The sequence below is a fragment of the Dyella sp. 01N36 genome (assembly GCF_056399745.1).
Genome location: NZ_JBFTRY010000013.1, coordinates 1 through 22206, shown reverse-complemented (window position 1 = coordinate 22206; position 22206 = coordinate 1). Strand labels below are relative to the sequence as shown.

The 22206-nt window shown below is 61.1% G+C and carries 19 protein-coding genes; 8 read left to right on the top strand and 11 right to left on the bottom strand.

Annotated features, from left to right (window positions below; all coding sequences use genetic code 11):
* The first annotated feature begins 109 nt into the window (after positions 1 to 109).
* Both AC1DMG_RS05140 and AC1DMG_RS05135 read left to right on the top strand, forming a co-directional pair.
* Positions 110 to 1045 carry a GlxA family transcriptional regulator gene (locus AC1DMG_RS05140; protein WP_441611319.1) on the top strand — a complete coding sequence of 312 codons (936 nt, stop codon included), beginning with the start codon at positions 110 to 112 and terminating at the stop codon, positions 1043 to 1045.
* A 246-nt stretch (positions 1046 to 1291) separates the two neighbouring features.
* A complete protein-coding gene (locus tag AC1DMG_RS05135) occupies positions 1292 to 2284 on the top strand; it encodes a VOC family protein (RefSeq protein ID WP_441605288.1) in 993 nt (330 codons plus the stop codon).
* A gap of 160 nt (positions 2285 to 2444) precedes the next feature.
* Here the strand turns inward: AC1DMG_RS05135 and AC1DMG_RS05130 are convergent, their stop codons facing one another.
* The 5 genes from AC1DMG_RS05130 to AC1DMG_RS05110 form a co-directional block, all read right to left on the bottom strand.
* The gene (locus AC1DMG_RS05130; RefSeq protein WP_441605287.1) at positions 2445 to 3317 is read right to left on the bottom strand and encodes a GNAT family N-acetyltransferase; all 873 of its coding nucleotides are present in this window, start codon (positions 3315 to 3317) and stop codon (positions 2445 to 2447) included.
* A gap of 645 nt (positions 3318 to 3962) precedes the next feature.
* The gene (locus AC1DMG_RS05125) at positions 3963 to 4376 is read right to left on the bottom strand and encodes a PDZ domain-containing protein (protein WP_441605286.1); all 414 of its coding nucleotides are present in this window, start codon (positions 4374 to 4376) and stop codon (positions 3963 to 3965) included.
* A gap of 256 nt (positions 4377 to 4632) precedes the next feature.
* Complete coding sequence (locus AC1DMG_RS05120; protein ID WP_441605285.1) at positions 4633 to 5004, bottom strand: hypothetical protein; 372 nt, start codon at positions 5002 to 5004, stop codon at positions 4633 to 4635.
* Positions 5005 to 5085: 81 nt separating this feature from the next.
* Positions 5086 to 5580 (bottom strand): hypothetical protein, encoded by a 495-nt coding sequence (locus AC1DMG_RS05115; protein ID WP_441602132.1) that lies wholly within the window; start codon positions 5578 to 5580, stop codon positions 5086 to 5088.
* 204 nt (positions 5581 to 5784) lie between these two features.
* Positions 5785 to 6153, bottom strand: coding sequence for an RcnB family protein (locus tag AC1DMG_RS05110; RefSeq protein WP_441602131.1), 369 nt, complete (start codon positions 6151 to 6153; stop codon positions 5785 to 5787).
* Positions 6154 to 6584: 431 nt separating this feature from the next.
* Here AC1DMG_RS05110 and AC1DMG_RS05105 point away from each other — a divergent pair, with 431 nt between their 5' ends.
* On the top strand, positions 6585 to 7304 hold the full coding sequence (locus tag AC1DMG_RS05105) for a hypothetical protein (RefSeq protein WP_441602130.1): 720 nt from the start codon (positions 6585 to 6587) through the stop codon (positions 7302 to 7304).
* 80 nt (positions 7305 to 7384) lie between these two features.
* Positions 7385 to 8218: a transporter gene (locus AC1DMG_RS05100; protein WP_441602129.1), complete on the top strand. Its 834-nt coding sequence runs from the start codon at positions 7385 to 7387 to the stop codon at positions 8216 to 8218.
* Between the two features lie 80 nt (positions 8219 to 8298).
* Here AC1DMG_RS05100 and AC1DMG_RS05095 read toward each other — a convergent pair whose 3' ends face one another.
* Positions 8299 to 8523, bottom strand: a complete 225-nt coding sequence (locus tag AC1DMG_RS05095; RefSeq protein ID WP_441602128.1) for an Imm32 family immunity protein — start codon at positions 8521 to 8523, stop codon at positions 8299 to 8301.
* A 152-nt stretch (positions 8524 to 8675) separates the two neighbouring features.
* Positions 8676 to 9353 carry a hypothetical protein gene (locus AC1DMG_RS05090; RefSeq protein WP_441602127.1) on the bottom strand — a complete coding sequence of 226 codons (678 nt, stop codon included), beginning with the start codon at positions 9351 to 9353 and terminating at the stop codon, positions 8676 to 8678.
* A gap of 933 nt (positions 9354 to 10286) precedes the next feature.
* Between AC1DMG_RS05090 and AC1DMG_RS05085 the strand changes: the two genes are divergently transcribed.
* Positions 10287 to 10514 (top strand): SPASM domain-containing protein, encoded by a 228-nt coding sequence (locus AC1DMG_RS05085; protein WP_477180228.1) that lies wholly within the window; start codon positions 10287 to 10289, stop codon positions 10512 to 10514.
* A 243-nt stretch (positions 10515 to 10757) separates the two neighbouring features.
* On the top strand, positions 10758 to 11981 hold the full coding sequence (locus AC1DMG_RS05080) for a sulfotransferase family protein (protein ID WP_441602124.1): 1224 nt from the start codon (positions 10758 to 10760) through the stop codon (positions 11979 to 11981).
* An 81-nt stretch (positions 11982 to 12062) separates the two neighbouring features.
* On the opposite strand, the gene AC1DMG_RS05075 is transcribed toward AC1DMG_RS05080, so the two are convergent.
* Together AC1DMG_RS05075 and AC1DMG_RS05070 are read right to left on the bottom strand one after the other, a co-directional pair.
* Positions 12063 to 12503, bottom strand: a complete 441-nt coding sequence (locus tag AC1DMG_RS05075; RefSeq protein ID WP_441602123.1) for a hypothetical protein — start codon at positions 12501 to 12503, stop codon at positions 12063 to 12065.
* Positions 12500 to 13090, bottom strand: coding sequence for a DUF5671 domain-containing protein (locus tag AC1DMG_RS05070; protein WP_441602122.1), 591 nt, complete (start codon positions 13088 to 13090; stop codon positions 12500 to 12502). The genes AC1DMG_RS05075 and AC1DMG_RS05070 overlap by 4 nt, the downstream gene beginning before the upstream one ends.
* Before the next feature lie 478 nt (positions 13091 to 13568).
* Here AC1DMG_RS05070 and AC1DMG_RS05065 point away from each other — a divergent pair, with 478 nt between their 5' ends.
* Positions 13569 to 14945, top strand: coding sequence for an aldehyde dehydrogenase family protein (locus AC1DMG_RS05065; protein WP_441611339.1), 1377 nt, complete (start codon positions 13569 to 13571; stop codon positions 14943 to 14945).
* 115 nt (positions 14946 to 15060) lie between these two features.
* Here AC1DMG_RS05065 and AC1DMG_RS05060 read toward each other — a convergent pair whose 3' ends face one another.
* Positions 15061 to 15735: a cysteine hydrolase family protein gene (locus tag AC1DMG_RS05060; protein WP_441602120.1), complete on the bottom strand. Its 675-nt coding sequence runs from the start codon at positions 15733 to 15735 to the stop codon at positions 15061 to 15063.
* A gap of 68 nt (positions 15736 to 15803) precedes the next feature.
* Positions 15804 to 17726 carry a M61 family metallopeptidase gene (locus AC1DMG_RS05055; protein WP_477180220.1) on the bottom strand — a complete coding sequence of 641 codons (1923 nt, stop codon included), beginning with the start codon at positions 17724 to 17726 and terminating at the stop codon, positions 15804 to 15806.
* A 723-nt stretch (positions 17727 to 18449) separates the two neighbouring features.
* Between AC1DMG_RS05055 and AC1DMG_RS05050 the strand changes: the two genes are divergently transcribed.
* Entirely contained in the window at positions 18450 to 21347 is a 2898-nt protein-coding gene (locus AC1DMG_RS05050; protein WP_477180219.1) for a TonB-dependent receptor plug domain-containing protein, read from the top strand.
* Positions 21348 to 22206: the final 859 nt, after the last annotated feature.

The window sequence follows — 22206 nt, the reverse complement described above, 5'->3', positions numbered from 1 at the left end:
CTTCAGCGAAATTGGCCCGCTCGCTTCGCTGCTCGTGATCATGGCCTTGACGCACGCCTTGCAGTTACGCCACTTTCTCGACACTGGACCGAGTCATGCGACTGCCACCATGCGACGCGACATCGCCATCATTGTTTTTCCGGGATTTCAGCTGCTGGATGCGGCCGGCCCGGTCGCGGTATTCGAGATGGCCGATCGGTTTCGGCCGGACAGTTATGCGATTACCGTCCTGGCCCCCGGAGGCGGCGTCGTGCGCAGTTCGTCGGGGGTGAGCCTGGCGGCCTCGCCGATTGAACGCAAGCCGTTCGACACCGTGATCGTATCGGGCGGCAATCTCGCGCAGATCGAAGAGAACCAGGGCGACATCGTCAACTGGCTCGGCGACGATGCGTGGCGGCGAGCGGCGGGTGTCTGCTCCGGCGCGTTCTTTCTCGCGCAGGCCGGCTTGCTCGATGGCCGGCGCGCGACCACGCACTGGGCCGTCGCCGAGCGTTTCCGATTGCTCTATCCGCAGGTACGGCTCGATGCCGACCGGATGTTCGTCCGGGACGGCAACGTGTGGACCTCGGCAGGCATTTCCGCTGGCATCGACCTGGCGCTGGCGCTGGTCGAAGACGACTTCGGCCCTGGCATTGCGCGGCGCACGGCGCAGCAGCTCGTGGTGCACCAGCGACGACACGGCGGGCAGTCGCAGTACTCCGTGCTGGTGGACCAAGGTGGCAAGACCGGACGCTTCGGCGACCTGATCAACTGGATGCGCACACGCATTGCCGAACCGATGACGGTCGAGCGCCTGGCCGAGCGCGCCGCGATGAGTCCCCGCCATTTTGCCCGCGCCTTCTCGGCAGAAATCGGCGCGACGCCGGCAAAAGTCGTGGAAGGCCTGCGCCTGGAAGCCGCCCGCATCGCGGTCGAGACCAGCCACCTCACCCTGGACCACATCGCGGCATCCACGGGCTTCGGAGACGCGAGCCGCATGCGTCGCGCTTTCGTGCGCGCGTTCGGCATGTCACCACTGTCGCTACGCCGCAGCGCCGGCGGGTGATCGCCGCGGGCTACCACGACGCTTGCGATGCAAGGCGTTGCGCCCGATCCGAGATGGCCGTTTTTGTCCGGAAATTGTCCTTGTAGGCGCCGTTCGGAACACGCATAAAAGAGCGCCGAGAGTCCCCTGGCCAGGTGGCGAGCGCACCGACCCGCCCATGGCCGCTGTTCGATTCATCGCAGCCGCAGGCGTCATCACTTCTGCGGCCTGCACGAGAGCACCATCCACGTTCATGTGAGGATACGCATGCGCCTGATCCCCTTTCTTTCAGCATGTCTTGTGTGTTTCGCCGCCGCCCAGCCCGCCACGGCCGCAGCCGCACCGGTGGCTCCCACCACGCGACTCGACCATATCCTGCTGTGGGGCCGCGGGATCGACCAGGTCACGTCGGTCATGGCGGTCAAGCTGGGCTTTCAAGTCCGGCCAGGGCGCGACCCTGATGGCGTGGCCAATCGCTATATCCGCTTTTCGGATAGCAGCTTTATCGAATTGCTCGGCATCACACGGCCCAATCCCACGTTCGATCCGGGCATGAAAGAGGATCAGCAAGCATTGAAAGGCGGCCCCGGTTCACGCACGTTCGGCTTTCGCTCTTCGTCGCTCGATACGATCCACCAGTCACTGCAGTCGCTGCATTACGCCGTCACGCCATTTTTTTCCGGGCCCGATAGCGCCAAGCCAGGCTGGCGTCTGTTCGCCTTCGACCGCGCACCGCTGTCGAGCAACACCTTTTTCATCGACTACGCGGCTGGCTACGCACCCGATCAGTTCGACCCCGCCAATGCCGACGACTACCGCGTGACGCGCGAACACCCCAACGGCGCGCGCGAGCTTTCGTCGATATGGCTGGTATCGGGCGACGCCGATGCCGATCGCCGGCAGCTTGAGAAAATGGGTTACGGCAACGCAGTGCCGGTAAAGCTGGCCGCACTCGGCGCCAAGGGATTCTGCGTGCCCGTCGGCCCGACCGCGCTGCTGGCACTGCAACCCGACGGCGCTGGGCTGGCCCAGCAGACCATGGCGAGCGGCGGCCCACGCATCCTGGGCGTGAGCTTGGGGGTGAGTGATCTCGAACGTGCGCAGCGCTGGGTCGAGCGCGGCTACGAGCACAAGCTGGCGACTTATCGCGGCCTGTCCGGCGATTCCTTCCTGGCCCCCACGCAGGAAGACCTTGGCCTCTCCATCGAATTCCACGCGATACAGGCCGGCGGCTCGCCTTGTCCAGGCGCGCGGCTGTAGAGAGCACACGACCAGACACTGTTCGGGCATGGCGCAAACCTGGAGGGCTGCTTCGGACCGACAGCAGAAGCTCGATCGATACCGCGTTACTGCGCCAAGCGACTCGACGCCGTTCGTTTCGCTTGAACAGCCTCCCGCGACAGCCGGCCGTGCGCTGACATCACAGTTGCTTCTCAAAGAAGCTATCGGCATAGGGATCGTCGTTGAAGCGATCGATCTCTTTCCATCCCGTCTTGAGATAGAGCTGTTTTGCCTCAGGCAATGCGCGATTGGTATCCAGGCGGAGCGTTTTGATGGACAGCTCCCGCGCAATTCGCTCAGCCTGGGCCATCAGGCGCTTCGAAAGTCCGATGCCACGCGCAGAAGGCGCCACCCAGAGCCGCTTGATCTCCGCCACGCCGGGCCCGCCTCCCTTCAACCCCACGCAGCCAACAGGAAGATCGTCAGAGCAGGCGACCAGGAACGCGCCGCGAGGCCGCGTCATCTGCGCGGCGACCGGATCCCGCGAACGCGATACGTCGAAACCATGCTCGAAGCGACTGCTGATTTCCGCATAGTAGGCGCCGAGGCAGTAGGTGGCTGCCTCCCCTTTAGGGTCCGCCTCTTCAATGATGACGCGGTCGCGCCCAAGTACGCAGGCCACGAGATCCATGGCTGCCAACAGTTCGTCTGGCCGCGCGTGGCCGGCGAGCATCGCGTCGGCCTGGGTGTTGGAAAGCTTTTCGTACGCCCGAAATTCCGATCGCCCAGTCTTGGTCAGATGCACGACGCGGCGGCGCGCGTCCTGCGTACTCACCACCGTTTCGACCAGGCCTTCATCTTCAAGGCCGCGCAACAAGCGGCTCATCAAACTGGTTTCGACACCCAGGTACTCCCTGAGCACCGCGACGTCGGTTCGCCCGTGCCCAATGGCATTGATGACGCGAGCAGACCCCAGCGGCCGACCGCGTCCAAGAAAGGACTCGTCCAGCGCGCCGACTGCTGCCGTCACGGCCCGGTTGAAACGACGAACACGCTTGATGGCATCATCCATATACCTAACTTAGGTCAGGTAATTTACAACGTCAAGCGGACAGCCCCTCAAGGCAGGCTCCGGACGTCGTCCGCTTCGGTCGCAAGCAGACGATTGCCCGTCCAAGACTTATTCGCCCCGACGACACTCGTCAGGAAGTCGGCCAAAGCTATCTCGGATAAAAGTGTCTGCCCCATTCGAGAGCAAAAAATCCACCGTGTCCTCACGCCCGCCAGCATAGGCGTAGTGCGAAGCGGTAGACCATTCGAGTCGATGTAAGACATCGGATCTATCGGAACGCATGGGTCTTGATCAACATAGTTGACCAGATGGCTATACCGAGCCTGGACCTCGGCTATCTCTTCTGCGTTCATGGCTGACCCTGCCAAATCTTCACCAGCTTCCATCCTCAGCCTGACTGATGCGAAAAGCGTCCGTTTTTGCCTGCACACCATGGCCCGAAGCCGAAGCAAGATCATCTAAATTCATAGGTACGCACGGACCACGAATTTCGCGCGTTTGTTCGCCAGGCGCGCATGCCCAAGATGGTCATGCGCGCCAGGGAGTGATCAATGCGAAAGAATCCATCAGGAAAAGCAGCGCCAGGAAACAGGCAGGTCCAACCCGAAGCGCGACGCCGACTTTCAACCCTGTGTCACAAGACGATCAGCTTTTCGGGATGAACTTCGCGTAATCGACCCGCGCAAACTGAAGGTCTCGTCGCTGGTAAATGCGCATGTCGATGTCGTGGTGGTTAACGGTAAGCACGACAGGACTCGGCGCGTGACTCTTCATCTGCCCGACGAGTTGTCCCACCCAGCGCACCGGCTGCCCATCGATCCGCTCTATCTGGTCGGTGCTGTGCAATCCCATCCAACCGTCAGGCCGAACCTGGCTCACGAAAACCCGCTGGAATGCATCCGTCGTCAAGACGATGCGATGGCCTGCATCTTTCCAGACAAGAAAATTCCCGCTGTAGGACAAAGTACCGTCCTGGCCCGATGGACCGTCATCCGAAAAAGCCGGCATAGCCATCGCAAGCGCCGTGGATGCCACCAATGCAAGTGTCGAAGTCTTCATAGCGATACCTCTTCCTGAGCCGCTAAGGACAGTGGAAGCATCGCACTAGGAAGAATCACAGCCCGGGGGCTTCCACACATGGGAGTGCGCCAGTGAAACCAAGCCGGCAGCTACCGGCGCTGAAAAACTATAGCACCCGCCTTCCGCCGGCACTGCCTTCACAAAACCATCATGCAATCGGCTAGCGACCTGCAAAACCAGACTCTGTTTTCACCAGCTTTTGGCGTCTGCTTTGGGTCGGAAGCGGACGCCAAGACTACTGCTCGTCCAGCCTAGCCAGAATTTCCTTTGCCGGGCCACTGAGGTAGTCCCAGTTGTGGTGACTCAACTCAATCATCGCAGCTCTGTGCGGTAGAAGGATTGCGTCGGGGAACACCATAAGCGTGTTTGCTGCGGCCCAAGGAGCGTCACCTGCGTCTTCGCCTTCCAGCGCGATCGAAACCAGCGATTCAACAAGCTCTCTGTCACCTAAGTGTTTGGCGAAGTAACTCTCAACGAGATCGACTGTAGTGCGCGAAGTTGTCCAGATCAGAATCTCACGCAGGTTCTTTATATCTTTGTGACCACGCGCCAGGGCGGACTTAGCGGCGCTCCGCGACTTCTCGCGATATTCATCACTGGCATTCACACTAGTCACCTGCACAAAGGGTTGGGATCTCAGACCGTTTGTAAGTGTCCGCTATGGGTCGAAAGCGGACCTAGAGCCCCCCTACTCGTCGAATAAATCCGCAGTCCGGCGTGCATCGTCAATTGTGTCAGCCGTAATTGAGAATTTGTCGCCATGAAAAGGGGCCTCGTTGAAGCCCGCTACGACGGCTTGACCTTTAACCGAGAGAACCAATTGTTGCGGATTACCGTGTGCGGTGAGCTTGGAAAGGCTCAGTGCACTAGCCGGATCAAGTTTGAGGACGACCTCAAAGAGACCAAGTTTCTCGTTCTCAGTAATAGCCACCGCTACTAGTTTGGCAGCTGATAACTGCCTAGCTGCGTCGACGCACTCGGTCTGCTGAAAGTAGCCCACGGCAAGACTGGAGCGCGTCAAATCACGCTTATCTTCGTTCCGAGTGGCTTGGCCACAACCAAGGGAGAACGTGACAGGGGCGAATTTGTGGGTCGAAGTCCTGACTGCCTCATTGGTACCGGTTGCCGCCAAAATTAGCCCTGGCAGGCAAAAAGAGAGCGACAACCAGAACCTTTTTCTCATATGACCTACTCTCCAGACTGTTCAGCAGCGCGATGTCCGCTTCGGATCGAAAGCGGTCCCTACGAAGTAATCAAACCTTGACTGGCGTTTCCGATGCCATAGGCGTTGACGAGAAAAGGTCCCACCAGGGACCTTTTCTTCTTCCGTATGGCCTGGCTGCTCGCCACAACTTTGTTCGACACCCGCGAGTGTCGCATTGATAGCTCAGAACCCCGCGGCGATATCAATCACGACACCACTTGAGATCAGCGTCAAATAGAACTGGCCGCCATCGGCGCGTACCCAACGATAACCCGGATCCGGGCGACGCAGGTGATACCGCTCATAGTCGGTCACGTAGTACTCGCGGCTGTAGTAGTGGTCCGGCAGTCGAGCCCCTTTCTTGTACCAGCCATTGTGCTTGCCGTTGTCGTGGCGCCCTTCGTCCTTGGGGTTGTGGCCATGACCATGATCGCCGTCGTCCCAGTGATCATCGTTGCCCTTGCCGTGGCCGTGATCCTGTGGCGAGGCGAAGACCATGCTGTTACCGACAAGCAAAACGGCGGTAATCGCGAACGAGAGTAGGCGCTTCATGTGAGCTCCATCGGTGGCGTGGAAGTATTCGGTGAATGTCCCGAGCTTTCGCTGGTACGACACAACGACAACATCGCATAAAAATGCGAGCGATGGCGCATGCGATGAACTTCACCATTAAGCGGGCAGCGAATTTTCTTGTTCATCTGGCGAGTCGAACAAATACAGCCTGATGCAAGAAAACCCTTGTTTTATGCGACTTGGCGCACGAAGTAAAGGGCTGTTTGACTCCCAGCTGAAGCGTTTCCTCTTCTTTGCTGAACTTGCGGATCCGGGCCCTTTTCTTGCGTTGATCACTCCGCCAGTATCTGCCGCCGAGGCCGTCCGGTGAGCTGATTCTTGCTGCACCACCGCATGGCAGATGCGGAGTTCATCTGGTGCCCGAAGGGCGCCTCGAAGGGAAACGAATCATCACCTTCAAGGGGCAGTCCATGAAAAATCGTGTGCATGTACTTACCGCGTTGAGCATTGCAATTGGCGTATCCATGGGCAGTACATGGGCCATGGCCGATACTGCACCGGCCACTCAACCCGCGCCGACCAGCGGACAGGAAAGCGTCAAACTCGCCGGTACCTATACAACCTTCGCCGGCTCCAACGGCAATGCGCAGGCACTGGTCAACGGTTTGCGTAGCGGCTCCACGATCGTGCTGGTGACGCCTGCGACGGCGACCACCCCGGCCGTGCAAACAAGCTTTACGCCGAGCACTGGCCATCTGGGCTATGGCAACGTGAACATCGCGCTCTCGCTGGCTCAGGCCGAACTCTCCGCCTCCGGCATCACGCAGCCCACGGCAGCGCAGATCGAAGCGGCATTGAACGGTGGCACGGTTGCCGGCCCCAAGGGCCCCGTGCAGCTCACTGGCGTGCTGGCGCTGCGCGCCGAAGGCCAGGGCTGGGGAAATATCTCCAAGACGCTCGGCTTCAAGCTGGGCGACATCATGAGCGCCACCAAGGCGCACGGGCCGGTGCCCGATAGCGCGGATATCGCGCACGGCGAAAAGATCGACAAGGCTAGCCACGCCGACAAGGTCGCCAAGGTCGACCGCCCCGACAAGGCCGATCGCCCCGACAAGCCGGATCATCCGGACAAGCCCGAGAAGCCCGAGAAGCCCGAGCGCCCCGACAAGCCCGAACGCGGCGGTCGCTGATCACACCAACTTGACTCCGATACGTGCGGAGGCCTTGACAGGCCTCCCGCACTTCTTTTGCTACGCCCTAGGAAAAACGCATGAATCTCAAGAACACCGGCACCCTTTGCGCCCTTGGCGTACTGGGCCTGATGGCGCAGGCGGCGCACGCTGACGACAGCTCCACCATCAAGGTGGGTGCAGGCATCGACTACACCACGGGCAAATACGGTACGTCGGAGACCACCGACATCACGCAGGTGCCGGTGACCTTCGGCTACGACATCGATCGCTGGTCCTTCAAGGTCGCAGTGCCGTACATCCACGTGTCGGGTGCCGACAACGTCATTCCCGGCGTGGGTCCGGTGAAGAACACCAACCCGAAGGGTCGCGGCCACGGCAAGGGCAATTCGCAGGGAGGCACCACGCCAATCCCTGAGACAACTGGTTCCGCATCCGGGCTGGGCGACATCACCGCAGCGGCGACCTATGAGGCGTATAGCAATCGTGAGTCGCAGTTCGGCATCGATCTCACTGGCAAGATCAAGTTCGGCACGGCCGACGCAAACAAGGGCCTGGGCACCGGCAAGAACGACTACACCTTCAGTGCCGACATGTACAAGGGCTTCGGTGCCTGGACGGTGTTCGGCGGTGTGAGCTACACGTGGTTGGGCAGTTCGCAGTACATCCAGCTCAACGATGTGTTCGGTGCCAACGCGGGCATGAGCTACAAGCTCGACACCCATAGCAGTTTTGGCGCGTACTACGACTATCGCGAAAAGGCCTCGGATACGAGTTTCTCGCGCAACGAACTCACGGGCTACTACGCGTACAAGTTCGCCAGTGGCTGGAAAGCTCAAGCATATGTGACCAAGGGCTTCACCGATGGGAGTCCGGACTGGGGCGTTGGAGCAACGGTGGCCTATTCGTTCTGAGTCAACTCATTGGCCTGGTGGGCACAAGACACCGGGCCAATGTTCTTTGGGCGTCCGCTTGGGGTCGCAAGCGGACATATTCACCTGACCTTAGCCACGATCAGCTCGGGGCCATCGCCTAGGCTTGGAAGCCTATCGGTCAAGTGCACATGGTCAAAGTCATCAGCCTCCATCTCGACCGCCAGATCGGCGAGCACTCTGGCAATAGCTCTCAGTTCGGCCGGGCTAGCCAATATGCTCGCCTCTGAAAGCCTCAACGGTGCCCGGTGATCGTGACTCCCTTCTTCGTATCCAAACAGCTTCATGGCAGCTCCTTGTTTGCAATTTTTGCGTCCTGCCAGCGGCGTGTGCAGCACCTGATGCGAGCATTCACGTAACAAGCAGAGAGCGGAGCAACGCGGATGGAGGTGGTTGGCCTGGCTCAACCACCTGCGCCCCTTTCTCAAAGCCTCTGGAACTACGAGCCTGCGGCCCCGCTTCCCGACGAACCACGACCTACCTGCTTAAGGCAGCCAGCAAACAGGCCCTGCTGAAACCTGTACTGGTCGTCCTCGCTGGTGAAGGCATAAACCTGGTCCACGATGCCGGCGAGGTACGCTTTGTCGAGTTGCCTGCCATAGGCCTCGACCTCTCGCGGAAGGGTTGCCGTCGTGGCAATGCCTGCCTTCCTGTGAAGGTGGGCCAATGCCGCCGGGCCCATCATGCTGAAACAGGTGCGCTCAAGCGCCTGCGATTGCGTCGCGGCGTGCTGGATGGACAAGCAGTAGTCGAAGTGACTCTGGTCAATCGAGCCCAGTTCGGCGTGCGATGCCCACAGGGAAAATTCGCGCTCCTTCTGTTCCTTCAGATGTGCGCCCTCGGCCCCATGCATCATGTATTCGTGCACCTTGTCCGGCGGGGTTTTGGCCAGGCGCAGGGCCATAAGGCCTTCGTTGTAGCGAAGCGCCACGTCCACACAGCTCTTGACTGGGCTATCCGTGGACGTTGATGCCAAGGACACCAGCTCGTCCTGCGAGTAGGTGCGCACCGCCGCCTGCTGGATCGATGGCGGGGAATTTGCAGGATCGTTTGTTCTTGTCTGAGCCGTACAAGCGGCTAGAACGACGGCACATATACACGCGAGCAGACTTTTCAACTTCCCCTCCGTTTTGTCCTAACAGTAAAGGCCGCCAGGGGCACGCATGTGCCCTCATTTCTTCCAGCCACCCGATGAAAGCACTCTGATCCCTTTTCTTCTCCGGTATTTCACCTGGAGTGACACTTTGGAATGCCTGCCATGGATCGACAGCAGACCCTAACCAGAAGATACGGATTCCCATCTCGCGCCCCATTGACGAGCGAGCGACCAACTAGAGCTCGCTCGCCGGGACGTTTCTACCATGCGCAGTACGAGAGCGTGCTCAGTTGCGCCCAGTCGTATTAGAGCGACGCCGGCCTCGATGGGTAGATCGAAGTCAGAAGGCGCGGGGGGATCCAGACAGATGGCCAGAGCCTCAATCGTCTCGGTACCGGCATCTCCCATGGCTGCCAGAGCCCTGGCCGCCGTCGCGCTACCAGCACGAAGTTCCAGCGCCAGAAGAGGCTCCAATGCCCGAGCCCGAGGGCCTAGTCGAAGGGCCACGTCCAGTGCACAGCGAAGAGGCAAGCCAAGGTTTCGGTAAGGAACGCCAAACTCATTCCTGGCAGTTCCGTCCAGAAGATCACGCAGTAACGGGACTGCCTCTCCTCCCATGGCAAGAAGGGCTTTTTCGCCATCCAGCATGGTGGACGGACTCAAAAGTTGGTCAAAAATTGCGCTGGCCATTTCGCCTCTCTTTGCTGAAATGCTATCTCGATCCAGCGTCTGGTGTAGCGAGGGCAATGGGCCGACAGGTACCTCGGAGTGCGCGCCGCCGGAGGTACTGCCCGGCCCGCAGGGCGAACTGTGCTGTTTATGCGGCCGGCATTGCGGCTGGATCGACGCACGCCTCAATCGTGTCATTCGTCGCCGCCACCCACGCGCGCTGTCATCGATTGATCAGCGGTGTGTCGGCTATGTGACAAATCCCCGCCACGGCCTCGGTAATTCATTGGCCGCCGTTGCCACGACGCCTTTCGCATCCTGATGATCGATGCTGATGGCGAGTCGGTGCCTGTACACGGGCGGTGCTATCGGTTTCCGATCGCCAATGTGCGAGACGCCGGCCTTGAAAGCATCTGGAAGCACTCAAGCATGGAAGCGCTGCGGGCCGCGCTCACCGAGGCTGGAGGCCTTCTGCCTGGCTGCAGCCGGTGTTGCGGCGGCTTTGGCACCTAAGGCAACCAAAGGGACGCCCGGGCGCACTCACCATCATCATTGGACGTGGAACGCCGCCGCCAGGGTATCGGCACCGGGCGCACGTGCCGTCGCAGCACTATGGGGTCGGCGTTCTCGATTCGCCCGAACGGGATACGACCATGGTACGCGCTGTGCTGATTCGTGCGTCCTCTTGCGGCAAGGCTTCGGCGCAAAAGAGCGCTTTCGAAGTTTCGACTGTACGCATCGCACAGAGCGGGTGAAATGAATCGCGAGTTCTTGAATATTGTCGATCTCGAGGCGCAGCTCGATCAGCGGCTGCAAAGGCCGCGCGTCACCAATCTAGGTGCCGTGCGCCAGGCGGCCATGGCCTGGTCCCAAGCCGTGTGGTCCGTCAGCGAGTCGGCCGGCCCCCGGATACTCACTACGGGCGAGATCGAGCGGGGGCTCGCCATCGCGCGTCGGCCTGTGTTCGTTCTTGGCTCGCGCCGAAGCGGCACCACGCTGGTACGCGATTTGCTCGACCACCACCCAGCCCTCTCGGTGCTTCCCGCCGAAGGCACCATGCTCACGAATTTCGCGTGGCATCTGAAGCGGCTGGAGCCCGATAGCTGGCTGCCATTCCTCGGCTGCGAGTGGTTGCGCAGACTCGCCAATCCCATCAACCAGCAGCCGTACTGGCTGCTGGGCCGCTCGTCGGCAGAAGGCTCACCTTATGTTGAATTCGGTCGCGCCTTGCGGGCTTGGTGGCCCTTGGTCAAAACGCGGCTCGGGCCTCGCACAACCTCATGGCCGCTGGTCGCGATCGCGCTTGCGTACGCGCATTGCACGACCGGGCTTGACGCTGACTCACCCTTGCAGCGGTGGGTTGAAAAAACGCCTACCAACGAGCGTTTCCTGGCGCGTCTGATGGCGGAATTTCCCGAGGCGAGAATGCTCCACGTCGTCCGCCATCCTTTCGCGGTCTATGCGTCGAGCTGTAAGGCCCTGCGAGATTCGGGCCTCCCTTCGAGCGAAGAGACGCTGGTCCTGCGGCAAATGCGCTTGTCGTACCGCGAGGCGGCCACTCGCTCCGCTCAACCTGCATCGGACTCGTACCTGCTGGTTCGCTATGAGGACCTGCTCGAGGACACCGCAAGCGGCGTTGAACGGATGGCCTCGTTCCTGGGGATCCAGCCGCTGCCCATCATGACCCAGCCAACCGCGAACGGCATTCCCACCCCGAGCAACAGCTCTTTTGACAGCAACAAGGTCGCCGGAAAACTGGATCGCCGGCCGGGGGATGTCGAGTTCAATTCGCTGACCAGGCGCGAGCGCGAGCGATTGAGCGCGATCCTGGCCAACGATGCGGGGAAACTCGGCTATACGTTGACTCCGCCGCCTGCGTTGCGCCGACAACTGCTGCAAATCTGGACACACGCCGGCCTGGTTGTCGATCGTTTCAGGACGCGCTGGGTGCGCCTGCTTTCCGTATACCAGAGGCCATGACGGAAATCCGGGCGCTGCAACCTGACCCTGTCAGGCGGCCCTTGTCAGCCACGAATCTGCACTGTCCCGGGCGATGGCGTCTCATTGCATTGGCTCGCCCACCTCGCCTCCGTACTTTGTGCCCAAGTCGAAACAGTACCTGCCAGCGAGGTGGTTCCAGCGAAGCACATAGGTTCCGAGCGACCGCCCCTCAGACTCGGATGCAGCGTCGAATTTGGCGCATAACCGGTAGGTCTCCTTGCCAGTTGTTGCGTACTCGAACGTCGCACCGCTGACCGGGTCGCTGGTCATCGGCGGGGCAAGCTTGAGCGAAGCGAGATCGGGTGGCAGGGACTTGTGCTGGGCCCAGTACGCGCTGACTTGCATGGAAATAAGACTCAGGTCAGACACCCTGCGCGAATCAAGTTGCAACGCCCGTTGGTGCATGGGTGAACCGAGCACACCCAGGCCCGCGACAATGGCTGCGGCCATGCCCAGGGAAGCCACTATCGCGAGCAACCGCACTCCCAGGCGCGGCATCATGCGACGCGCTCATCAGCGCGCAAATCCCACAGGTAGTAGCCAAAGACCGTGCACGCAATCACGGCGGCAACGACGACCTTCAGCGTGAATCGAACCGTAATTTCTCCGCCGAGCACGCCGTCGACCAATGTGATCAGGTCGCAGATGAGTACCACGGCCGCGGCGAAGAGCGTCAGATAGGTCAACCACCGGCGAACCGCCGATTGGCGCTTCACCGGCTGCCGGCTCACCTCGCTGCGAATCCGTGCCGTGAGCCAGAGGAAAACCGGGAAGGCGATGATGATCGAGGCCACGGACCAGCGGATGCTTCGTGCTACACCGTTATTGTATGGAGAGGCTGCGTCCGGAAAGCTGCGGTTGATTAATTCAAACAGCAAACTCCCGAAGTGATAGACGCTCAGATAGAGCGTGGTAAACAAGACGAGATAGATAAACGCGTCCCTTGCCGATAAGTAGGGACGGGGCCGGGGCACCGGCACTGCAAATGAAACGTCGGCGAAATTCGAGAGCGCTCCGCGCACCTGTTCTGGCGTCCAGCCAGCCTCCATGAGTGCCTTGTCGATGCTCTGCCGCGAGCATCCGCGCATGAGCGAACTCCGCACAAACCGTTCCAAGTCCTGTGTGCTGCTAGCCATAACTTCCCCTGTTGGTGATCAAGCACGATGAAGCTAACGATGCCTCCCGATCCGGGCCTGGCGAGGCGCGGCATAGGGCAGATGTCTGTCTTTCGCCATGTGGCCGGGCCAGAAGCGGACGCAGTGACTCTCCCATTCCGAGATCGCGGGTTCAAGCCGTCGGAGTGTCAAGCCCGTTTGACCGCTGCAGCGCTGTTAAGCGGATGTCAAAGCCCTCCGCCAAGAGTACTGGGTAAGGACCAGCGCCCCATGCGCGCATGCAGGCCGCGCTGCAGCTACTCACGGGGATGGCATGACCGCGCGCAATCCAGCAGCTCTCCCATCACTTCTCACCTCGCCTTCGCCGAGGCACGAGTAACGTTGCGCAGCTCCGTGCCGGCGAAGTCATTGCCAATCGCCCGCCATACCAAACTGCCAAGAGGAGGATGAAATGATCAAGGTCGTGCAGGCGTTTGATCGCCAACTGATGACTGAGCTGCCGAGCGATGACGCCGAGGCTCTGGAGGCGAAGCTTGCCACGGCGTACCGGTTGTTCAAGGACCGGTCCAGCTGGCTCAAACCGTATGAACGTATCGAGATTCTGCGAAAGCTCGCAGCGCTCATGGAGGGCAGGCGCGAGTACTTTGGCAAACAGATCGCGCGTGAGGGCGGCAAGCCTTACGCGGACGCGCTGGTGGAGACTGATCGGGCCATCGATGGCGTTCGAAATGCCGCAGAGATCCTCCGAACCAGTGCGGGTCGCGAGATTCCCATGGGCATCACCAAGTCCAGTGACCATCGCCGGGCGTGGACGATTGAAGAACCCATCGGGGTAGTCGCTGCCATTTCAGCCTTCAACCATCCGCTGAATCTGATTGTTCACCAGGTGGCGCCGGCGATCGCGACGGGCTGCCCCGTTATCGTCAAGCCTGCGACGACCACGCCCCTCAGCTGTCTGGATCTGGTCAAGCTGGTGCACGAGGCCGGCATGCCGGAGGGTTGGGTGCAAACCTTCCTGCCCGAGGAACGCGAGCTCGCCGAAGCGCTTGCAACCGATTCCCGAGTGGCATTTCTCAGCTTCATCGGGTCCGCGCGCGTCGGCTGGTATCTTCGCTCGAAGCTCGCTCCCGGCGCCCGCTGTGCGCTTGAGCACGGTGGCGCGGCCCCTGTGATCGTCGACAGGAGCGCGGACCTCGACAAGATCATCGAGCCCATTGCCAAGGGCGGTTACTACCATGCTGGCCAGGTTTGCGTATCCGTCCAGCGCATCTACGTCCATGAGGACATTCAGCAGGAATTTCTCGATCGGTTCGCTCGCCGGGTGGCGTCTTTGAACGTCGGTGATCCGGTGTTGCCGCAAACAGAAGTGGGGCCGCTCATCTTGCCGGCAGAATCCGATCGCGTGCAGAGCTGGATCGACGAAGCGGTGGCGGCCGGCAGTCGTTTGATTGGAGGTGGCCGTATCAGCGAAACGACGTTGAAGCCATCCATCCTGGTTGATCCGCCCAAAGACGCCAAGGTGTCCACGCTGGAAGTCTTCGGCCCGCTTACCTGCGTCTATCCGTTTCGCACGCTGGACGAGGCCATTACAGCCGCGAACTCGCTTCCCGTGGCTTTCCAATCGAGCATTTTCACGCGGGAGCTGGCATCCGCCTTCGAAGCTGCCGAACGACTGGATGCATCAGCCGTGATGATCAACGACCACACGGCCTTTCGCGTCGACTGGATGCCATTCGCGGGCCGCCATGTATCGGGGCATGGCATCGGCGGCATTCCCTACACCATGCACGAGATGACGGCCGAGAAGATGATCGTCTTCAAGAGCTAGCGATAGCCGCCAGCGTTGTTCGATGTCAGTCCTTTGGAGAGAACCTCCAGGTATCGTATGCGACAACCATGCGGTGGCACGGATACAGAGAGGCGGGCGAGCAGATACGCCCGGCTCAATGCCTGGACGAGTGCAACGCCGTGGCCAGGCGCTGTGTATCAGTTACCCAACCAAAGTTGTCGCCCTCGCTGTACATGACGCGCACGGTGGCTTCGTGATCGGCAGGGTCATAGGCCGCACAGGCGTCCTGCAGAAGAACACAGGCATAGCCCAGGTCGACGGCCTGGCGCAGCGTCGAGGCGACGCAGCATTGGGTTGTATAGCCCATGAGCAGCAGCGTATCGATGCCGCGTACGCGCAGTACGGTATCGAGCGTTGTCTGGTGAAAGGCGCTGAAGCCCGCCTTGTCGATCACGGGCTCTCGATCGGCCGGGCGCAGGTCTGCAATGATCTCCGTCCCTTTCTCACCCTTCACCAGGAAGCGGCCCAAGGGCCCAGGCGAACCGATGACCAGGTCGTTCTGGCGGCGAAACAGATTGAGGTCGGACAGGTCAGGCGCGTAACACTCACGGGTAAAGAACACGAGCATGCCGGCTTCGCGTGCCGCCGACAGTGCGCGCTGTGCAGCCGGTATCGCCGCCAACAGTGCCTCGACAGGCAATCCCAAGGCCCCCGCGCGGCCCTCAGGCAAGACGAAATCAGCCTGGAAGTCGATGCAGGCCAGCACCGTGCGCGCCGTGTCCAGTTCGATCGAGCGTCCGCGCTCGCAGGGCAGATTGATGCGGGCCAAGAAGTACCTCCGACCTGGGTGTCGATGCGAGCATGGAGCGTCTGGCCATCCAGACGCCCCGTCGATGCTTACTTGCGCGGCGCAATGATTTCGCTGAGGTAATCGGGCTTGCCTTCGATGCGTACGAGATGCGGGTACTGCAGGCCGTCGTGGTAATCAAGCGCGACGGTGCGGTAACCGCCCTGATATTTCAGCAGCAGCTGGATCGGCGTCTTGCTGCCCTTGGCCGCGGTGATGGCGTCTTTCAGCAAGTCTTTCGAATAGTCCTGCCCGTTCACCGCAACGACGGTGGCGCCGGTGCTGATGCCGGCCTTGAAGGCGGGGCCGTTCCAGCGCACATCGTTGACTTCGCCTTTGTCGTTGATGGTCAGGCCGATCGACCAGGCGAAGTTGTAGAGGTGGCGCAAGGGTTGCGAGCGGCTGTTGTATTGCGCCTCGTAGTCGCTCTCCTTGTCCGTATAGACGAGCTTCCAGCCGGTGGCCGCCAGGCCGTCCTGGAGCGGCGGATTGAGTGTGTCCACGTGGGCGCGCAGGAAGGTCGCCCAGTCGTACGGCGCCACGCCATTGAGTGCGGCGACCACGTCGTCGAAGGTATAGGTCTTGGTGACGTAGCTACCGTTGTCGACGCCGAAGAACGCGCGGGCGAAGTCGTCCAGCGATTTGTGGTCCTGGGTGAGTGCGCGCAGCTTGGCGTCCACTTCCAGCCACATCATCTGGCCGCCGCTGTAGTACTCCTCGCTCATCTGCCAGCTGCGGAACGGCAGGCCGGAGCGACGCGCGGCAGTGGGGTCGTTGGTGGTGTCTTCCAGCGTACGCCACTGGAAGCCGACGCGGTTGCGTTCGTAGTTGGCGGCCGTCATGGCCAGTGCGTCGCGGAATTGCTGCGCCGACCATATGCCCGAACGCGCGGTCAGCACGTAGCCCCAGTATTGGGTCTGGCCCTCGTACACCCACAGCAGCGAATCGCCCATGGGCACGTTGAAGTTCGGCGTCCACAAATCGTCGGGGCGGCGGAACTTGCCGTTCCACGAATGCACGTATTCGTGCGCGAGCAGGTCGCGATCGGGCGCGGCATCCTTCCAGGCGGTGAAGTAGTCGGCGCCGAGGCCGTCTTCGCTGGACTGGTGATGCTCGGTGCCATTGCCGCCCAGCGTGTCCGACAGCGAGAACAGGAAATCGTAGTGATCGTAGTGATGCGAACCGAACAGCTTCAGCGCCTGGGTGACCAGCGCGCGGTGCACCTGTACTTGTTCCTTTGACATCTCCAGGTATTTCGGCGCATCGGCAAACACATCCAGATACACCGGCGCGTCGCCGGCCTGGGTCAGGTCAACGCGCTTGAAGTAGCGTCCCGCGTAGATCGGCGAATCAACCAGGTTGTTGAAGGTCACCGGCTTGAAAGTGACGGTGTCGCCGGACTTCGATGCGGTTTCCAGCGCCGTGCCCAGCTGCCAGTCGTGCGGCAGCGTCACGCTGGGCGCATACGTGATGCCGCGCGTGTAGTAGCCGGCCGGATAGAGCGAGACCTTGCTCCACTCCATGTCCATCATGCGGTCGGTGATCTCGAAACCTTCGCTGTCGGTGCGGCCGGACAGGTACTGGAAATCCACATCGAGCGACGACACACCCTCGGGCACGTCCAGATGGAAGGCGTAGACGTTGTACTTGTCGCGCTTCCACATGATCGGCTTGCCGTTGGCGCTGAGCTTGAGGCCGGCGAGCATGTTGATCGGGCCGGTCGGCGAGTGGTCGCCCGGGATCCACTGCGGGTAGAGCAGCGTCAGTGCGCCTGCTTTCACCGGCAAGCTTTCGTGCACGCGGAAGATGCCCTGCGTCGTGTCGCTCGCGTCCACATGCAGCGTCACCGTGCCTGGATACTCGCTGTCCTGCGGGGCGGGCACATCGTCGGTACGCGTCTGCTCCGCCACCGCCACACTCGCGCCCAGCGCGCAGGCCACGGCCAGAGCGAGCCGCGAAAACCTGCGACGCATAGCAGCCGCAGACGCGGCGGAAGGGGCGCGAGACATGAAGTGCTCCGGTGAGCGAATGGAAGATGGCGCAACTTAGCACCACCCGCGCATCGCACCGCCAGCGCCAAGCGTTGGCTCGACTTCGTCGTGGCGATGATCTAGCGGCCCCTTGCGGCACGGCGGGTGACTGGACGCCTGGCGATCGGGCTCTTYGGCAGGGTCTAGGGGCGGGCGTGCACGGGTGCGCTTTCCGCCCTCTCACGGATCGGCACTTGGCTCAAAAGAGCTCGGTGAAGCTGCGTACCCATTGACTCTGAGACTGTCTAAAAAATAAGCAAATGAGTTAGAGAAAATTCATTGAGCGAAAGGTTGGCGTTAGTCATCACCCCCTCCTGCCTGTCGCCACGCCATACGCTGGCGTTCGTTATTGTAAGTTAGTAGACAGCAAATGCCCGGAAAGGCGCATTTGATCGTTCTTGTTCAGCTAAGCGTGGCTGTGACGGCTGTCTAAGCATTTGTTTTTTCTGAAACTTACACATGGCTGACAAAAATCGTTGACTTTTTGTGATCCAGTTGTCTAAGTTCGATGAAGGGCGGCAGGGGGGACCTGCGGTTTTGAGCTCGGTTCAGAGGCTGACGGAACTGTCTTCAGGACAGTGCCGCGGGGACCTGCACGCCTAAGCAAAGCCAGGACGACGCCTGGCTTGCCACCTTCTTTGATCACGTCGTTAGGGGAGTCAAAACGTGAAGCATTTTGGAAACAGCAAACTGGCAACCGCTATCCGGCTGGGCCTGGCCGTGGGTGCCCTGGCCGCCGCAGGCAGCGTATTCGCTCAGGACACCGGCAGCAGCAACGCCACGCCGGATTCGGCCAAGAAGCTCGAAACCATCACCGTCACCGGTTCGCGCATTCGCAGCGTGGACGTGGAAACCGCACAGCCCGTCATCACCATGACGCAGGCCGACATCCAGAAGACCGGCCTGACCAGCGTCGGCGACATCCTGCAGAACCTCACCATCACCGGCCAGCCGACCTTCTCCAAGGCCGCCGTGCTGACCAGCAACACCGAGGAAGGCGGCCAGTACGTCAACCTGTACAACCTCGGCGAGAACCGCACGCTGGTGCTGGTGAACGGCAAGCGCTGGATGACCAGCCTCAATGGCTACACCGACGTGTCCACCATTCCGGTGGCACTGATCGAACGCATCGAAATCCTCAAGGATGGTGCCTCTTCGATCTACGGCTCCGACGCTATCGCCGGCGTGGTCAACATCATTCTCAAGGATCGCTTCAACGGCGCTGCCGTGAGCGGTTCGGTCGGCCAGAACGAAGGCGGCAACAACGACGGCACGCAGCAGGCCTACTCGTTCACCGTGGGCACCACCACGGACAAGTCGTCGATCGTGTTTGCYGCGACGTACAACAAGACCAGCGCCATCTGGGCGAAGGATCGCGACTTCACCAAGTACACCTATGGTGATTTCGACCGCACGGCCGGTTACAGCGGTACGGGCCCGTGGGGTCGCTTCACCAACCCCAACGACGGCGACACCTATGTGCTGAACCACACGGGTGATCCGAACCACATCGGCGTGGGCGCCGACTCGCGCAACATAAACAACTACCATGATGGCGTGCAGGACAACGATTACTTCAACGCCACCAACCAGATGATGGAGCAGCTGCCGACCGAGCTGAAGTMCATCTTCACCGAAGGCAGCTACAACCTTTCGGACAACGTGACGTTCAAGGCCACCGGCATGTACGCCGAGCGCAATTCGTCGACTCAGGTCGCCGGTTATCCGCTCACCAGCACCAGCCAGCCGAACTTCCCGGTGTACCTGAGCGGCGAGAGCTATTACAACCCGCTGCCGGGCAACGACCTGTCGTACGCGCGCCGCATCACCGAGCTGCCGCGCGTGAGCAGCGAAAGCGCCAAGTCGCTGCATTTCGATGCCGGCTTTGAAGGCAGCTTCGACTTCCTCAGCCATGCCTGGAACTGGGACGCTGGCTTTGGCTACAACAAGTACGACGTCGACACCACCAACACCGGCAACATCAACCTGCTCAACCTGCAGCAGGCGCTGGGCCCGTCGTTCCTCAACGCCAGCGGCGTCGTGCAGTGCGGTACCGCCGCCAACCCGATCGCGCTCAACCAGTGCACGCCGTTCAACATCCTCGGCGGCCCGAGCGCGTCGAACAAGCAAGTGCTGAACTACATCATGGCGCGCGAGCACGCCACGGATCAGAGCATCAACAAGGACTTCACCGCCAACATCACGGGCGGTTTGTTCGAGCTGCCGGCCGGCACCTTCAGCATTGCAGCCGGTATCGAACATCGCGGCGTCAGCGGTTACGACCAGCCCGATGAAATGGCCAGCGCCGGTTACACCACCGACCTTGCCGCCGGTCCGACCAATGGTTCGTACACCACCAACGAAGCCTACCTCGAGCTCAATGCGCCGCTGTTGAAGGATCTCCCGGGCGCCAAGTCGCTGGCCGTGGACGTCGCCAGCCGCTATTCGCACTACAGCAACTTCGGCAGCACCACCAACAACAAGTACAGCTTCACCTGGTCGCCGTTCGATGACCTGATGGTGCGCGGCACGTTCGCCAAGGGCTTCCGTGCGCCGACGCTGGGCGACTTGTTCGGCGGCGGTTCGCAGACCTTCGATCAGTACACCGATCCCTGCGACGTCAACTTCGGCAGCCTCAGCAACCCGTCCGTGGCCAAGAACTGTGCGGCCGCCGGTCTGTCGCCGACCAACTTCCACCAGTTGGATACGGCAGGCAATGCGGTGAAGGGCCCGAATCAGCAGGGCACCACGCCGTTCGTGGCCGGCGCCGGCAACCAGTACCTGCAGCCGGAACACAGCACCACCCGCACGCTCGGCCTCGTGTACAGCCCGCACTATGTGGACGGCCTGGACATGACGCTGGACTACTACGACATCAAGATCACCAACGTCATCACGCCGATCGACGCCAACTACGTGTTGGACCAGTGCTATCAGTACTCGGTGCAGGAGTTCTGCTCGGCGTTCCAGCGTGATGCCAACGGCCAGGTGATCAACCTCAACCGCGGCAACGCCAACCTGGGCTGGATCGAGACCACCGGCTACAACATGGGCGTGAACTATCGCCTGCCCGCGTTCTCGTTCGGCAAGTTCGTGTTCAACATGAACGTGAATTACCTCGACGATTGGAACCAGGTCAGCGCCACCAATGCTCCGGTGGTCAACTACGCCGGCCAGTACGGTTACAACCACTGGCGCGCGAACCTGGGCCTGGACTGGAACCTGGGCAACTGGGGCGCTACCTGGGGTATTCGCTACTACGGCGCGTTCCTGGACCAGTGCTTCAGCGACACCATCCACTGCAACATGCCCAACTACACCAGCGTGAACTGGGGCTACGGCACCGGTGCCAACCGCATGGGCGCCACCGTGTTCAATGACGCGCAGGTCCGTTACACCCTGCCGTGGAAGGGCACGATCGCGTTCGGCATGCGTGACATCTTCGACAAGCACCCGCCGAACACCGTCAACGCCTATGTGCTGGGCTACAACTCGTCGGGCTCGGTCGATCCGACGCTGGACCTGGGTCGCTACATCTACCTGCAGTACAACCAGACGTTCTAAGCAACACGCAAACCTGTAACACCTCCCCGCAACACGTTGCCGGGGCTCCGCAAGGGGCCCCGGCCTTTTTTTGTGCGGGATGTGTGTGCGGCACCGAACAAGAGGCCTTGAAGCAGAGCCTCCCCCAGCCTCAGTCCATCAACCACCGCCGCGCCTGCTTGTCTGTGGGAGCGCACCCTGTGCGCGACAGCCACGCCGGGGTGTACCGCTCTGTAGGTTTGTCGCGCACAGGGTGCGCTCCCACAAAATGGCCGCCCATCACTCTCAATCTGCGACCCAAGGCGTGCGCACCCTTGTAGGAGCGCACTTGTGCGCGACAGCCACGCCGGGTGTACCGCTCTGTAGGTTTGTCGCGCACAGGGTGCGCTCCCACAAAGAAAAGGCCGCCCATCACTCTCAATCCGCGACCCAAGGCGTGCGCACCCTTGTAGGAGCGCACTTGTGCGCGACAGCAGGGCTGGGATGTACCGCTTCGTAGGCTGGTCGCGCACAAGTGCGCTCCTACAAAAGAACCACCCGGTCGGGCAACGACGAGCGTTGTCCGGCTCTTGATGCGGCTCTAGACCTTCGGGGTTCCCGTATGTCGTTGCCGGGGCTCTGCGAGAGGGCCCCGGCCTTTTTTGTGCAGGATGTGTCTGCGGCACCGAACAAGAGGCCTTGAAGCAGCGCCTCCCCCAGCATCCGTCCATCAATCACCGCCGTGCCTGCTTGTCTGTGGGAGCGCACCCTGTGCGCGACAGCCACGCCGGGGTGTACCGCTCTGTAGGTTTGTCGCGCACAGGGTGCGCTCCCACAAGAAAATCGCCGCCCATCACTCTCAATCTGCGACCCAAGGCGCGCGCACCCTTGTAGGTGTAGG

Coding starts and splice junctions, on each gene's coding strand:
- AC1DMG_RS05105 (WP_441602130.1), top strand. CDS start 6,585: ATGAAAAATCGTGTGCATGTACTTACCGCGTTGAGCATTGCAATTGGC.
- AC1DMG_RS05065 (WP_441611339.1), top strand. CDS start 13,569: ATGATCAAGGTCGTGCAGGCGTTTGATCGCCAACTGATGACTGAGCTG.
- AC1DMG_RS05075 (WP_441602123.1), bottom strand. CDS start 12,503: ATGATGCCGCGCCTGGGAGTGCGGTTGCTCGCGATAGTGGCTTCCCTG.
- AC1DMG_RS05110 (WP_441602131.1), bottom strand. CDS start 6,153: ATGAAGCGCCTACTCTCGTTCGCGATTACCGCCGTTTTGCTTGTCGGT.
- AC1DMG_RS05125 (WP_441605286.1), bottom strand. CDS start 4,376: ATGAAGACTTCGACACTTGCATTGGTGGCATCCACGGCGCTTGCGATG.
- AC1DMG_RS05130 (WP_441605287.1), bottom strand. CDS start 3,317: ATGGATGATGCCATCAAGCGTGTTCGTCGTTTCAACCGGGCCGTGACG.
- AC1DMG_RS05135 (WP_441605288.1), top strand. CDS start 1,292: ATGCGCCTGATCCCCTTTCTTTCAGCATGTCTTGTGTGTTTCGCCGCC.
- AC1DMG_RS05140 (WP_441611319.1), top strand. CDS start 110: ATGCGACGCGACATCGCCATCATTGTTTTTCCGGGATTTCAGCTGCTG.
- AC1DMG_RS05115 (WP_441602132.1), bottom strand. CDS start 5,580: ATGAGAAAAAGGTTCTGGTTGTCGCTCTCTTTTTGCCTGCCAGGGCTA.
- AC1DMG_RS05095 (WP_441602128.1), bottom strand. CDS start 8,523: ATGAAGCTGTTTGGATACGAAGAAGGGAGTCACGATCACCGGGCACCG.
- AC1DMG_RS05080 (WP_441602124.1), top strand. CDS start 10,758: ATGAATCGCGAGTTCTTGAATATTGTCGATCTCGAGGCGCAGCTCGAT.
- AC1DMG_RS05070 (WP_441602122.1), bottom strand. CDS start 13,090: ATGCGCGGATGCTCGCGGCAGAGCATCGACAAGGCACTCATGGAGGCT.
- AC1DMG_RS05100 (WP_441602129.1), top strand. CDS start 7,385: ATGAATCTCAAGAACACCGGCACCCTTTGCGCCCTTGGCGTACTGGGC.
- AC1DMG_RS05055 (WP_477180220.1), bottom strand. CDS start 17,726: ATGCGTCGCAGGTTTTCGCGGCTCGCTCTGGCCGTGGCCTGCGCGCTG.